Source organism: Peribacillus sp. NPDC097895 (assembly GCF_050277555.1).
Taxonomy (GTDB): domain Bacteria; phylum Bacillota; class Bacilli; order Bacillales; family DSM-1321; genus Peribacillus.
The window spans coordinates 2,291,764-2,304,666 of the sequence record NZ_JBNNSH010000001.1 but is presented as its reverse complement, the minus strand read 5'-3'; the positions used below and the strand labels follow the sequence as shown (position 1 = coordinate 2,304,666).

The window sequence follows — 12,903 nt, the reverse complement described above, 5'->3', positions numbered from 1 at the left end:
ATTTAAAGTGGAATGAAATGGAAAAGTTTAACAAAAATCTTTTTTGTTAGGAAGGGGATAGTTATGTAAAGGCCATTAGAAGGTTCTTTGTAAGCAGCAATGGGATGTAACACAAATGAAAAAAAATTATAGTACTTATTAATAAGGTTTATCCGGTGGCTATGTTAGGCTAAATGAATAACAGGCTTTAAAACTAAACAAAAGAGGTGAAAGATATGTTAAGGAAAATAATGAAAAAAATCAAACAACTTTCCCAAGGCAGCAGTGAACGAAGACATGGTCATTATCGCCGAGGCAGCAGTAGCAGCAGCCGAGGGTATAAACGATCCCCCATGAGCGGAAGTGACCGCTATAAGAGAAAAGGGCGGGGCAGCAGCAGCTAATGCAATTTCTCTAATGCAGCTTGCAGATCCAATGAGATTTCACTGATATCTGAATAAGGCTCTTGGATGCTTAATAACCTTTTCAGTATATGCACGGTTTCTTTTTCTAACGAAAGCTCTTCTGTCCAAGGAAGAGCCTTTTTATTTGTGGCTGGGTACGTCGTATAAAGTATATATAAGAGTATCTCTCCCAAGTCGTAAAAATCCTGCCGTTTCAGCTCCAAAATGGATTCCTTTGCAAAATCGGCCGTAACGTTCATTTTAGACAAACCAAAGTCTATCAAAATAGGCTCATGGCTTTTAAGTAAAATATTTGGAATACGCAAATCTTGATGGTATATGTCATGGGTGTGTAGATAAGATACTAATTCGACCAGCTGTTCAAGAAAAAATAGAGACTCTTTCTCATTGAATGTTATATGATTTAAGAAAATATGGTCTTCTAAATTATCCCCTTCAATGAAATTCATCACAAAATAAACATTCCCGTCATCTGAAAATTTTTCGTGAAATATGGGCATGTTTTTGTGATTTAACATACGTATTATGAAAATTTCATTTTCAAACTGTTTCAGCTCTTTTTTGCTGCGGCGTTTACTTTTCCGAAGTTGTTTGATCACTTTATTCTCATTCGTTTTCAAATCCGTGCAATGATAAACGATCCCGTAGCTTCCTGTTCCGATTACAGTAGTGATTTCGTAGCGGTTATGTAAAACCACTCCTTTTTTTAAAGGTATATCTACAAAAAATTGATAAATCTTTCTAATGGTACGCAAAATGGAAACTTCCCTCACCACTTTCATTTATTCGAATCAAGCACACATATAACAATAAGATGAACTGAACATGGATAGTTTAACATTGATTTTTGATCATGCGGTAATGAAAGTCTTTACTTCGGGGAGTTCTTTTATTAATGATTCTTGTAAGTGCTTGTTGCCGTGCTGGATAGGCTGGGTATCCGTACTGATATTGACTTATATAAAATGCTTGATCTTTCGGAGGAGGTTGGGAATACAATCATGCCCAAGCCCCAGGAAATAACAGACTCGAGTTTAATCATGGGTTATAGTGGCGTTTACTCCAGCTTTTTATTGCATGCAAATAAAGCGTCGAAAAAATATGGAGAGGACGCTCGGGATATTTTGATGGAGCTTGGTCGGCAAAAAGTCGTTGGCGGACAGGAAGATACGATCATTGAAGTAGCAAAGCAAATGGCACTGCAGAAAGAAGGGACTATGAGATGAAACTAGTTCAACTAGCAAAAAGGGTAGCCGAATCGCAAAAAAATGGCCGTGAAATGGATAAACTTACATTATCCAATCCTGAACTCACAGTAAATCAAGCCTATGAAATTCAGAAGCTGAGCATAAATGAGACAATCACCGGTGATAACAAATTCATCGGGTGGAAGATGGGCTTGACGAGCAAAGCTAAACAACAGCAAGTAGGGGTAGAGGAAGCGATCTATGGCAGGTTGACATCTGCGATGGAACTAACTAACCAGTATTAAAAGTTGGGGAATTCATTCATCCGAGAGTGGAACCTGAATTTGCTTTTTTGTTCAAAGAAGAATTGAAAGGTGCAAATATAACGGCAAAAGATGTCTGGCCGGCTGTAGAATGTGTATTTCTTGCTTTAGAGGTTATTGACAGCCGTTATAAAAATTTTTCCTTTACACTTACAGATGTAGTAGCGGATAACTCATCTTCAGCCAAAATTCTGCTTAGCAATTAAGCTTATTCACCATATCACACGGATTGGGCTCAAGCAGAAGTTACCCTTTATCAAAATGGTGAAATACAAAAGAGGGGTCGTGGGGAAGCTGTACTCGATCATCCCATTCATTCCATTGTGGAACTTGTAAAAATGATTAGCCGTGAAGGACTTTCCATTCAGGCTGGAATGATTGTTTTAGTAGGCGGGATTACAGATGCCGTTTCCATACAGAAAAATGATGAAATTATAGCAGATTACGGTGAATTGGTGAAACTGACATTACATGTTATATCGTGAAAAATTCGCAAAGAGGAGGGAAATAATTGCGTGAAGTTCATGCTTTGGAAGTGGTGGGGAATAGTAAATTTGGCCGTTTGCAATTAATGGTCTTTATGTGGTGTTTGTTCGCAATTACCTTCGATGGATTTGATATAGCCATGTACGGAGTAGGTTTACCTTTGATGATGGAGGAATGGAGCTTGACGCCAGTTATTCATTGTTCGGAATGATGGTAGGTGCCCTCATTTTTGCACCCCTGGCGGATAAAATAGGGAGAAAAAAAGTACTTGCCATTAGCATATGTATATTCAGTGTGTTTACATTACTTTCAAGTTTCGCTCCAAACCCTGCCTTTTTCTCGTTCATGCGATTTATAGCAGCCTTGGGGATGGGAGGATTAATGCCAAACGTTATCTCCTTAATGGCGGAATACTCACCCAAAAAGTATAAGGTGCTCATTGTAACCACAATGTACTGTGGTTATTCAATCGGGAGCATTCTTGCTTCTTTAATTGGAATGTATGTGATGGAACAAATAAGTTGGAGGGTATTGTATTGGATTGTGGCGCTTCCCTTACTGGCACTGCCATTCTTCATGAAGCAATTTCCTGAATCTCTTTCCTATTATGTTATTCGAAAACAAGGGGAAAAGCTTGCCGGAATTCTGAACCGCATTGATCCAGAGGGCGACGATAAAGACTCGGACGACTATGAGTTTGCCAAGGTCCAAGAAAGGGCAAAAGGCTTTCCAGTCAAGAAACTCTTTGAAGATAAGCGTACTCTTAGTACATTTGCGTTTTGGGTAGCTGCCTTTAATTGTTTACTTATGGAATACGGACTCAATACATGGTTACCGAAAATCATGCAGCAGTCCGGATACGGCCTTACATCCAGTTTATCTTTCAATCTTATATTGGGGATAGGGCAAATTGGCGGATCGATAATTGGAGGGTACTTAGTTGGGAAAATGGGCCATAGTAGAGTGCTTGTATTCTCTGTGCCATTGGTACGGTATGCTTTGTAATATTAGGATTAACCTCAAATGAAGTAGCATTATATATTTTAATCGCTTTTGGAGGTGCCTGTACAGTGGGTACGATGAATTTGGCCAATACGTATATTTCCGAGTATTATCCACGGGAGATAAGGACCACCGGGATAGGCTGGGCCTTGGCGTTTGGTAGAATTGGAGCGATTGTTGCCCCTACATTAATAGGTTTATTGCTGGCTGCAAACTATTCGCCACAAAATGCATTTATGGCCTTCACAGTTCCGAGCATAATGGCGGCCTTGGCGTTACGGGTTGTGAAAGAGAAGTATGGCAGCTATGATAAACCACAGATTGAGGAAAATATAAAACTAAAAGCAACAACAAATGCATAAATTAATAGGTAGCGGAATTCACGAGTAAAACACGCAAACTCACGAGTAAATCAACGGAATTCACGAGTAAATAACGAAATAAACTTCTCAACCTTTTTTTATCAATCCAACCAGCATAGATCGCAGGGTTAGAGGGATATACAAGCTTGAAAGGCTATTAATCCTATATAGTATTAATCTACATCAATGCTTGAAAACTTTTCTAATACGTTTGACAATTGGATTTATCGTGTTAATATAAAGGCAAATGAATTATATATACAATTTGTACCACTAGGGGTGCTTTATTGGTAAAAGTTATTTTACCTGAGAAGCTGAGATTAAAGTATGACTTTAAGACCCTTAGAACCTGATCTGGTTTATACCAGCGTAGGGAAGTGGGGTCTGGAACAATACGTTTCTGTATTATTTCAAGTACAACCACTTTCTTTACGTCAAAGAAAGTGGTTTTTTATTTGTCAAAAAAGAGGAGGTTTTTTCCCGTATCATTCATTGGAAAAATAAAATTTGGAGGTAAAGAAGATGAAGTTTTCAGAGGAAATCCGTCAGGAAGTCGATCATATTTGGGAAGCAAGTTTTAACCATCCATTTGTTGCAGGAATAGGCGATGGCACATTGCCATTGGAGTGTTTTCGTTTTTATGTCAAGCAAGATGCCTATTATTTATCACATTTTGCCAGAGTTCAAGCTTTAGGAGCAGTCAAGGCTACAGATTTACATACAACAAGCAGGCTTGCCGGCCATGCACAAGGAACATATGAAGCGGAGTTGAAGCTTCATGAAAATTTTTCTGAGAGATTAGGCATCACAAAAGAAGAAAGGAAAAATTTCAAACCTGCACCGACTGCTTATGCTTACACTTCCCATATGTATCGTGCGGCATATTCTGGTCATTTAGGGGATGTTATTTCAGCTATCTTGCCATGTTATTGGCTGTATTATGAAATCGGCGAAAAGCTGAAAGAGTGTAAACCGGAAGAACCGATATATCAAGAATGGATAGCGGCTTACGGAGGAGAGTGGTTCCGCTCTTTGGTCGAAGAACAAATTGCAAGGCTTGATGAGATTGCTGAAAAAGTAACAGATGAAGATAGGGTAAGAATGAAGGAGCATTTTATTCTTAGCAGCCAATATGAATACTCATTTTGGGAAATGGCTTATCGTCTAGAGACATGGCCGGTGCATAAGGAAACATTAGAGGTATAAAGGAGATTGAAACAATGAAAAAAGGGTTGAAATTAACGGATATATTAGTCACGATCGTGATTGCCGTGGCATTTGGAATAGTCTATATCGTTTGGGGTTCACTTTATTATTCCGTTAAACCATTAGGATTACATGTAGATCAACTTATTTATGGAATGTGGTTTATAGCTGGACCCGTTGCCTTTTTAGTTTTGAGAAAACCGGGTGTGGCGCTACTGGCAGAGATTGCTGCAGCTTCCGGAGAATTCTTTCTAGGTTCACCTTGGGGGCTAACCGTACTCTTATATGGAGTTGTACAAGGATTGTTCGCGGAACTGGTTTTCATGGCGTTCAGATATAAAAAGTTCAATATGTCGGTCGCTGTATTAGCGGCGATAGCATCCTGCCTGGGATCAGTTCTCATGGATTTTGCATATGGGGAAATAGGTGCGCTCTCTCTTTGGAATCTCTTGTTATTCATGATTGCGAGGTTCATAGGCTCCATTTTCTTTGCCGGTGTGACTGCTTACTATCTAGTTAAAGTCCTGGAAGCAACAGGAGTAACTAATCTTGTACGTCCGGTTTCCAGTAAGGATTATGCAGAACTGGACCAAAAGTAGAGGTTGATGACCATGGAACGAATCGTTCATGTAGAGAAGTTAAGAATGAAATTTCCCGGAGGTGAGTCCTTGCTATTCAAGGACCTATCCGTCTCGTTTGATAGAGGTGAAAAAGTTCTATTGCTGGGACCATCAGGATGTGGAAAGTCCACACTTTTACAAGTGTTAAGTGGATTGATACCAAATTCCATCGAAGTCCCGATGAAAGCGGAAGAATTGAAGTGCCCTTCTTCATGGGGATATGTTTTTCAAGACCCTGATAGTCAGTTTTGCATGCCATTTGCCGATGAGGAAATTGCTTTCGTCCTTGAGAATCTTTCTGTTCCTAAGCAAGAAATGAAAGAGAGGATTCAACATCATCTCCGTCAAGTTGGATTGAAACTAAAGACTATTCATACAAGTATTGATACATTATCAGGCGGCATGAAACAGCGTCTGGCGATTGCTTCGGTATTGGCACTTGAACCAGAAGTGATATTTTTGGATGAACCAACCGCTATGCTTGATCCGGAAGGAACAAAAGAAATTTGGGACTTGTTGAAGGGAATTGGACGAGACAAGACCGTTATTATCGTGGAACATAAAATTGACCATGTTTTAGAATTCATCGATAGAATCGTGCTTTTTAATGGTGACGGTCAAATCATAGCTGATGGTCCAAAAGATACCATCCTTTCCCTATATAAAAATGAAATGAAGGAACACGGAATTTGGTTCCCTGGTGTTTGGGATGAATATATACACGACAATAAACCGGTTCGTGAAGACCAATCCAGTGACGGTGTTCCCCTTATGCAAGTCCAAGGTTTTAGTGGTTTTCGGAAAAAGGAAGAGAAAATCAAAGTTGAAGAGCTACAGGTCCATTCAGGTGAATGGATTGTAATCAGGGGAGAAAATGGTGCGGGGAAGAGTACTCTCTTGCACGCACTGATGCAGTTCATAAAAACGAATGGCACGTATGAATTGATGGGGACCCCTATTAAAAGGGTGAAAAATCTAACCGATCATATGACGTTTGTCTTTCAAAATCCTGAGTTTCAGTTCGTTGCAAATTCTGTATATGAAGAAATTGCTTATTCATTGCGAATTGACAAAAGAACGCAACAAGAAATAGGGGAGAGAGTCCACTCATTGCTCGAAGTGTTCCGCCTAGAGGCGCATCGAGATAAGCATCCGTTTCAATTATCAATGGGTCAAAAGCGTCGCTTAAGCGTCGCTGCCTCAATCGTAATTGAAAAAAAAATCATTCTCTTGGACGAGCCCACCTTTGGTCAAGATTCGAAAAATACCTTTGCATTACTGGAATGGTTTGAGGAATACCGAAGGCGCGGAATAACAGTGATCATGGTAACTCATGATGATCATATTTCAAATAACTTTGCAACCAGGATCTGGACGGTAAAAGATGGGAACGTAATAAGTGATGAAAAGGTCAGCACCCAATCCGGATTTGTGGAGACCAAAGTTTTATCATTATAAAAGGAGTGTCATGTAGGTGATTGTTTCAAGTGCAGAAACATGGCTCCATAAGGTTAATCCAAGCCTTAAACTTGTCGCATTGATTGTATTATGCATTGTGGCGTTATTCATTCATGATCTGAATTATATGATGAATGTGACGCTTGGAGTTTTACTCTTATTTTTGTGTTTTACCGGGCATTCGATAAAACGCATCTTGCTTTTGTCCATCCCGTTTTGTTTCATTTTTATATCCACTTCTCTAGCAATGATTTTATTCGGTAAAGGTGAGACACTTTGGTTTGAGTGGGGTCTTATATCGATTACGGAAGAAAGTTTCATGAGGGGATTACTGGTAGGCTTTCGAGCCTTGCTTTTTGCGGCACTAGGTTTAACTTTTTCCTTGACGACGAGACCCGTGAACTTGTTTTATTCGTTAATGCAGCAAGTTAAGCTTAAACCGAAATATGCTTATAGTTTCATGGCGGCATTAAGGCTCATCCCCATCATGATGGAGGAGTTCCAAACGATACGAAACGCGATGAAGGTACGCGGTTTTGAAAAGGGAAAAGGGATTAAATCGGTATATTTTAAAATGAAAGCCTATTCCATCCCGTTGTTATCCGGAAGCATTAGGCGAGCTCACCGAATCGCGGTTGCGATGGAGGCGAAGCGATTTTCAGACACTCGGGATCGAACATACTATTATGAATTTGGGTTTTCAAAAAAAGACCATGGATTCATTCTGTATTTTATCATCCTGCTGTTGGCTGGGTTTTATCTATCGATTCAATTCCCATTACTGCCTATTTGAATGTATAAGATTGTCACTTTACTAGTTAAGGGGTTATTAGTATGAATGCACAGGAATTGCATATTATTTCAACTGGGAAACAGCCAATTGAAAAGTTCGTGGAGATTGCTTCAAGCATTCAGGAATATGTTGATTTCTTCTATTTAAGGGAAAAGCATATGAGTGCATCAGATCTCTATCGAGCAGTAACCCTATTACATGACAAGAAGATCCCATTATCTAAAATCATCATTAATGACCGAGTGGATGTAGCTTGGGCACAGAAAGTATTTGGTGTGCAATTGGCTTTTCATAGTTTAGATGCCGGAGTTGTAAAAGGATCATTTCCAGAGATGAGTGTCGGCTGTTCGATCCATTCCATGGATGACGCGAAAGCGGCCTTCCGTAATGGAGCCAATTACGCGATTTATGGACATGTTTTTGAAACGGATTCGAAACGCGGCCTTCCTCCCAAGGGAGTGGAGGAACTTCATGCAATCACAAGAAATGTCAATCTTCCGATTATTGCAATAGGCGGAATAACACCTTCCAATTGTCATGTCGTGCGGGATGCGGGGGCACAAGGAATCGCGGTCATGTCAGGTGTGCTTGAAGCTGAAAATCCGGTTATAGCCGTTAAAGAATATTTGAAGTCTTTAGGAAAGGAGACATAAGATGAATTCCATATATGATGCAATCATTGTTGGAGGAGGAGTAATTGGTGGATCCATTGCTTTTCAATTAGCCAAACGAGGTAAAAAGGTCCTTTTATTGGAAAAAGATAGACTTGGTAGTAAAGCATCCAGTGCGGCAGCCGGGATGTTAGGAGCACAATCCGAGTTGGAAGCTGATAACCCCCTTTTTACATTGGCAAGCAAAAGCAGGGGGATGTTTCCAGCCCTTGCAGAAGAATTGAAAGACATAAGCGGGATAGATATCGAATTAGTGAATAAAGGTATGTTTAAAGTGGCATTAACGAATGATCAGGTAGCCGAGTTGAAGAACATGATCAAAATCCAGCAAAACGCCGGACTTGAGGCGGAATGGTTACCGACTGCCGATATAAGGAAATCGGAACCGCTTCTTTCGGATGAGATTAAGGGTGCCATGTATATCCCGAAGGATGGACAAGTCTCAGCAACAAGTCTGTCGCTCGCTTTTAGTAAATCTGCAACTGCCCTTGGTGTTGATATCAAGGAATTTGTCCATGTATCTGATTTTCGTACGGAGAACGGCTCTGTAAAAGGAGTGGTCACTAATATAGGCGAATTCTCTAGTGAAAATGTAATTGTAGCAAGTGGGGCGTGGAGTGCTTTCCTCCTTGAAAAAACACGGATAAACCTCGATACCTACCCGGTAAAGGGAGAGTGCTTTTCCGTCCTGGCTGATCGTCCATTGCTAGAAAAAACGATCTTTTCACATGGCTGCTATCTTGTACCCAAAGTTGGCGGGAGAATCATCGTCGGGGCAACGGTTAAAGCGAACACTTTCGATCAAAAGGTAAGTATGGAAGGGATTTCGACGTTAATAGAAAAGGCAACGCGATTGCTTCCAGCAATAAAAGGAACCGAATGGGAAAAAACATGGGCAGGCATACGCCCTCAAACAGGTGATGGCCTGCCGTACTTTGGTGAGCATCCAGCATACAAAGGGCTTTTCATTGCAACGGGTCACTACAGGAATGGTATCCTTCTTTCTCCAATTACAGGCGTGCTTATAGCGGATCTTGTGGAAAGAAAGACCAAACCTGAATGGTCCGCTTTTCGATTGAATCGTTCGATACAGACCATTTTTTCTTAATGGAGGTGATTGAATTGGAATTGATTATTAATGGGGAAAAAATACGTATTCCTGCAGATGAGTCAACTGTTACAGGACTTTTGCAACACTTTAATTTACATCATAAAGTAGTGATCGTTGAATTGAATGATGAAATACTGGCAAAAGAAAATCAAAGTGAAACACGTTTGTCAAATGGTGACAAGGTAGAGATTGTACATTTTGTAGGAGGCGGATGATATGTTAAAGATTGGTTCTTATGAATTTTCTTCAAGATTATTATTAGGTACTGGAAAATATCCGAATTTCGATGTTCAAAAGCAATCGGTGGAAGTTTCAGAGACGGAAATATTAACTTTTGCAGTCCGGAGAATGAATATCTTTGAAGCCACTCAACCTAATTTCTTAGAAAAGCTGGATTTGAAAAAATATACACTCCTTCCCAATACAGCAGGAGCTAAAACGGCTAAAGAAGCAGTGCGCATAGCCCAGCTTGCAAAGGCCTCTGGTTTATGTGACATGATTAAGGTAGAAGTCATTGGTTGTCAAAAAACACTACTGCCTGATCCTATTGAAACCTTAAAAGCCGCTGAAGAATTAGTGAAACTTGGATTCATCGTATTACCCTATACTTCGGATGATGTGTTGCTAGCAAAACGGCTTGAAGAAGTGGGTTGCCATGCAATCATGCCTGGTGCTTCACCAATTGGCTCAGGTCAAGGCATTATAAACCCACTGAACTTACGATTCATCATGGAACAATCCGAGGTTCCAGTAATTGTTGATGCGGGAATAGGAACACCCTCAGATGCAACAATCGCCATGGAATTAGGGGCAGATGGTGTTCTGCTTAATACTGCAGTATCCGGTGCAAAAGATCCAATCAAAATGGCGAAAGCGATGAAACTTGCCATTGAGGCAGGTCGCTTGGGGTATGAAGCCGGCAGAATAGAAAAAAATGAGTACGCCATTGCAAGCAGTCCAGTTGAAGGAATGAGCATTGGATGAATGAGCGTTATTCACGTCAAGCTCTTTTTGTCCCAATAGGGGAAGAAGGGCAATCGAAAATTCGCCAAAAACATGTATTGGTGATTGGAGCGGGGGCTCTCGGTACGGGAAGCGCGGAAGGCCTTGTACGTGCAGGAATTGGGAAACTGACCATTGTTGACAGAGATTATGTTGAGTGGAGCAATCTTCAAAGACAACAGCTTTATTGTGAAGAGGATGCTGAAAAAAGAATCCCAAAAGCAGTGGCTGCCAAGAATCGTTTAAATGCGTTAAATTCAGATGTTATCGTAAAATCGCTTGTGTCTGATGTCTCGGTTGATGAACTGGAGCAGCTCGTTTGTGGCGTGGATTTAATAGTGGACGCAACTGATAATTTCGATACGAGGATGCTTATTAACGATAGTGCACAAAAATTTAAAATACCTTGGATTTACGGGGCCTGTGTAGGGAGTTATGGGATAAGTTTCACGGTGATCCCTGGGGTGACCCCATGTTTGAATTGCTTGCTGGAAACGGTTCCAATTGGTGGGCTGACTTGTGATACGGCTGGAATCATTAGCCCTGCCGTACAAACCGTCGTTGCCCATCAAATGACAGAAGCTTTAAAAATTCTTGTCGATGATTATGCATCCCTAAGAAACAAAATCGTTTCATTTGATCTTTGGAAAAACGAACATTCATCCATAAATGTAGCGAAATTAAAAAATGACAGTTGTTTGTCATGTGGGAAGAATCCAACCTATCCCCATCTTTCTTATTCGAATCGAACAAAAACAGCTGTTTTATGCGGAAGGGACTCTGTCCAGATTCGGCCGTCGATGAAGCACGATAGAGATTTTGTGGAACTCGAAAAAAATCTGCTTGCCCAAGGTGGTAAAATCGAAAGAAATCCTTATTTACTTTCATTTACAATCGGAACCCATCGGTTGGTCGTTTTTAAAGACGGACGAGCCTTGATTCATGGAACAAAAGATATTGCAGAGGCCAAAACGTTATATCACCGTTATTTTGGCTGAAAAAATTTGATAACAGGAATGGCTATCACTAAATATTCACTATAAACGGTTTTGGGTAAGTGAAAGAATCGCTCAAAAAAACGGGTATATAATAGGAAGTTTTTTGCTATCCGCGTTTTGTTTTTGCGGAAATATCAATAGAAGAAAAGCGGTGTCTGCCTTTTAAAAGGGGGGCACCGCTTCGTTTTGGAACGCATATATAAAAGCTTACATTACATATCGTGACCGCTGTTATGTTTCTGACGGGAGTGCTGTCTATTTTTCACCTTATGTGAACCGCTTAGCGGGGCAGGTTGTCCTGGGTTATTTCCTTTAGGTGCATTTTTTCGAATATCTTTACCATCATTTTTGTTCATGTGCTGATCCCTCCTACTACTTAAGATAATCAGTCCGTGAAATTTTATTCATATACATATATTTGAAAACCTCGTACATCCTATGGATGGATACTAATTAAGGAGCTGAACACTAATGCAGGATAAACAAGATAAGCGAAGGACATTCCAAGAAGCCCAGCAAAGTTACCAACAAGTAAATGATGTATATTCATCCTTAGAAAAGACCGAACCGAACTACGGCACAGAATTGAAACATGTGAAGCAAGAAGTGAACGAGGCCTATCAGCAAATACAATCTGCTTTAGTCACTGCTTCCGAGCATCAGCGAGAACAATTGAAACAATTCGAACAGGATATACAAGCTATCGTCAATGAAGTCAATTCAGAGGACTATTGAGTGACTGGTTCTGTTCAGAATCCATCCTCGTTTACTCGTGAGGTTTATGCACTTTACTCATAAGTTTACGCGTTTTACGTGAGAATGGAATAGGCTTTTTGAGGAATGCAGAGTATCTGCATTTTCAAAAAGCCTTTCCTGTTTAAAACCTAGAGATGAGGAAGATCATTGGTTTTTCTTTCTTTTTTTATTATTTTGCCTTTGCATTTCGGATAATGGCGGTTCATTTCCCAATTCATCATTGAATCCCGCTCCATTACCTTGCGCTTTTGCCGCATTCATGCCTGGTATTACATGATTAGCCTTTTGTTTTGTCATTTCGACACCTCCATCCATAGAATGCGATAATGCTGAATGATTATGTATGCATGAGTAATAAGTTTTACTGGAATAATTTATCAGGTCAAAAATGGGAGGATTTTCAATAAACGGCATATCAGCAAGGCTATCTAAAAGCACTTTAATATGTGAGGGATTTTTTTCTATAAGAGAAACTTATCAAAAACAATAACTTTCTTGATATTTACTTATACTCAATTCTATAT

At 40.1% G+C, this 12,903-nt stretch carries 20 protein-coding genes, 1 pseudogene and 1 riboswitch; of the genes and pseudogenes, 18 read left to right on the top strand and 3 right to left on the bottom strand.

What is annotated here, in order from left to right; genetic code table 11:
* Positions 1–215 precede the first annotated feature (215 nt).
* Positions 216–383 carry a hypothetical protein gene (locus ACQKMH_RS11040; protein ID WP_230156392.1) on the top strand — a complete coding sequence of 56 codons (168 nt, stop codon included), beginning with the start codon at positions 216–218 and terminating at the stop codon, positions 381–383.
* Here the strand turns inward: ACQKMH_RS11040 and ACQKMH_RS11035 are convergent.
* Positions 380–1,159, bottom strand: coding sequence for a protein kinase domain-containing protein (locus tag ACQKMH_RS11035; protein WP_427587421.1), 780 nt, complete (start codon positions 1,157–1,159; stop codon positions 380–382). The genes ACQKMH_RS11040 and ACQKMH_RS11035 overlap by 4 nt on opposite strands.
* 153 nt (positions 1,160–1,312) lie before the next feature.
* On the opposite strand from ACQKMH_RS11035, the pseudogene ACQKMH_RS11030 reads away from it, so the two are divergent.
* From ACQKMH_RS11030 to ACQKMH_RS10955, 16 genes and pseudogenes are all read left to right on the top strand, one after another.
* Positions 1,313–1,630: pseudogene (locus tag ACQKMH_RS11030) on the top strand (4-hydroxy-2-oxovalerate aldolase); the annotation flags it as partial.
* Entirely contained in the window at positions 1,627–1,896 is a 270-nt protein-coding gene (locus ACQKMH_RS11025) for a hypothetical protein (protein ID WP_427587420.1), read from the top strand. The pseudogene ACQKMH_RS11030 and the gene ACQKMH_RS11025, both read left to right, overlap by 4 nt.
* A gap of 26 nt (positions 1,897–1,922) precedes the next feature.
* Positions 1,923–2,120, top strand: a complete 198-nt coding sequence (locus ACQKMH_RS11020; protein ID WP_427587419.1) for a hypothetical protein — start codon at positions 1,923–1,925, stop codon at positions 2,118–2,120.
* Positions 2,121–2,183: 63 nt separating this feature from the next.
* Entirely contained in the window at positions 2,184–2,399 is a 216-nt protein-coding gene (locus ACQKMH_RS11015; protein WP_427587578.1) for a hypothetical protein, read from the top strand.
* A gap of 26 nt (positions 2,400–2,425) precedes the next feature.
* Positions 2,426–2,611, top strand: coding sequence for a hypothetical protein (locus ACQKMH_RS11010; protein WP_427587418.1), 186 nt, complete (start codon positions 2,426–2,428; stop codon positions 2,609–2,611).
* Positions 2,575–3,405 (top strand): MFS transporter, encoded by an 831-nt coding sequence (locus ACQKMH_RS11005; protein ID WP_427587417.1) that lies wholly within the window; start codon positions 2,575–2,577, stop codon positions 3,403–3,405. Before ACQKMH_RS11010 ends, ACQKMH_RS11005 begins: the two co-directional genes overlap by 37 nt.
* Positions 3,372–3,764 (top strand): MFS transporter, encoded by a 393-nt coding sequence (locus tag ACQKMH_RS11000; RefSeq protein ID WP_427587577.1) that lies wholly within the window; start codon positions 3,372–3,374, stop codon positions 3,762–3,764. The genes ACQKMH_RS11005 and ACQKMH_RS11000 overlap by 34 nt, the downstream gene beginning before the upstream one ends.
* Before the next feature lie 265 nt (positions 3,765–4,029).
* A riboswitch (TPP riboswitch) is annotated at positions 4,030–4,157 on the top strand.
* 129 nt (positions 4,158–4,286) lie between these two features.
* Positions 4,287–4,970: a thiaminase II gene (tenA, locus tag ACQKMH_RS10995; protein ID WP_427587416.1), complete on the top strand. Its 684-nt coding sequence runs from the start codon at positions 4,287–4,289 to the stop codon at positions 4,968–4,970.
* 14 nt (positions 4,971–4,984) lie between these two features.
* A complete protein-coding gene (locus ACQKMH_RS10990) occupies positions 4,985–5,569 on the top strand; it encodes an ECF transporter S component (RefSeq protein ID WP_427587415.1) in 585 nt (194 codons plus the stop codon).
* A 12-nt stretch (positions 5,570–5,581) separates the two neighbouring features.
* Positions 5,582–7,048 carry an ABC transporter ATP-binding protein gene (locus tag ACQKMH_RS10985; protein ID WP_427587414.1) on the top strand — a complete coding sequence of 489 codons (1,467 nt, stop codon included), beginning with the start codon at positions 5,582–5,584 and terminating at the stop codon, positions 7,046–7,048.
* 16 nt (positions 7,049–7,064) lie between these two features.
* Entirely contained in the window at positions 7,065–7,841 is a 777-nt protein-coding gene (locus ACQKMH_RS10980; protein WP_427587413.1) for an energy-coupling factor transporter transmembrane component T family protein, read from the top strand.
* A 41-nt stretch (positions 7,842–7,882) separates the two neighbouring features.
* Positions 7,883–8,494: a thiamine phosphate synthase gene (locus tag ACQKMH_RS10975; RefSeq protein WP_427587412.1), complete on the top strand. Its 612-nt coding sequence runs from the start codon at positions 7,883–7,885 to the stop codon at positions 8,492–8,494.
* Between the two features lies 1 nt (position 8,495).
* Positions 8,496–9,620 carry a glycine oxidase ThiO gene (gene thiO, locus ACQKMH_RS10970; protein ID WP_427587410.1) on the top strand — a complete coding sequence of 375 codons (1,125 nt, stop codon included), beginning with the start codon at positions 8,496–8,498 and terminating at the stop codon, positions 9,618–9,620.
* Positions 9,621–9,634: 14 nt separating this feature from the next.
* Positions 9,635–9,838 (top strand): sulfur carrier protein ThiS, encoded by a 204-nt coding sequence (thiS, locus tag ACQKMH_RS10965; protein ID WP_427587408.1) that lies wholly within the window; start codon positions 9,635–9,637, stop codon positions 9,836–9,838.
* Position 9,839: 1 nt separating this feature from the next.
* Positions 9,840–10,607, top strand: coding sequence for a thiazole synthase (locus tag ACQKMH_RS10960; RefSeq protein WP_427587407.1), 768 nt, complete (start codon positions 9,840–9,842; stop codon positions 10,605–10,607).
* Complete coding sequence (locus ACQKMH_RS10955) at positions 10,604–11,623, top strand: thiazole biosynthesis adenylyltransferase ThiF (protein WP_427587406.1); 1,020 nt, start codon at positions 10,604–10,606, stop codon at positions 11,621–11,623. The genes ACQKMH_RS10960 and ACQKMH_RS10955 overlap by 4 nt, the downstream gene beginning before the upstream one ends.
* Before the next feature lie 212 nt (positions 11,624–11,835).
* On the opposite strand, the gene ACQKMH_RS10950 is transcribed toward ACQKMH_RS10955, so the two are convergent.
* Complete coding sequence (locus tag ACQKMH_RS10950; RefSeq protein ID WP_061141525.1) at positions 11,836–11,979, bottom strand: small acid-soluble spore protein P; 144 nt, start codon at positions 11,977–11,979, stop codon at positions 11,836–11,838.
* A 115-nt stretch (positions 11,980–12,094) separates the two neighbouring features.
* Between ACQKMH_RS10950 and ACQKMH_RS10945 the strand changes: the two genes are divergently transcribed.
* Positions 12,095–12,358: a DUF2524 family protein gene (locus tag ACQKMH_RS10945; protein WP_427587405.1), complete on the top strand. Its 264-nt coding sequence runs from the start codon at positions 12,095–12,097 to the stop codon at positions 12,356–12,358.
* Between the two features lie 165 nt (positions 12,359–12,523).
* On the opposite strand, the gene sspO is transcribed toward ACQKMH_RS10945, so the two are convergent.
* Positions 12,524–12,676 carry a small acid-soluble spore protein O gene (gene sspO / locus ACQKMH_RS10940; RefSeq protein WP_342605415.1) on the bottom strand — a complete coding sequence of 51 codons (153 nt, stop codon included), beginning with the start codon at positions 12,674–12,676 and terminating at the stop codon, positions 12,524–12,526.
* Positions 12,677–12,903 lie beyond the last annotated feature (227 nt).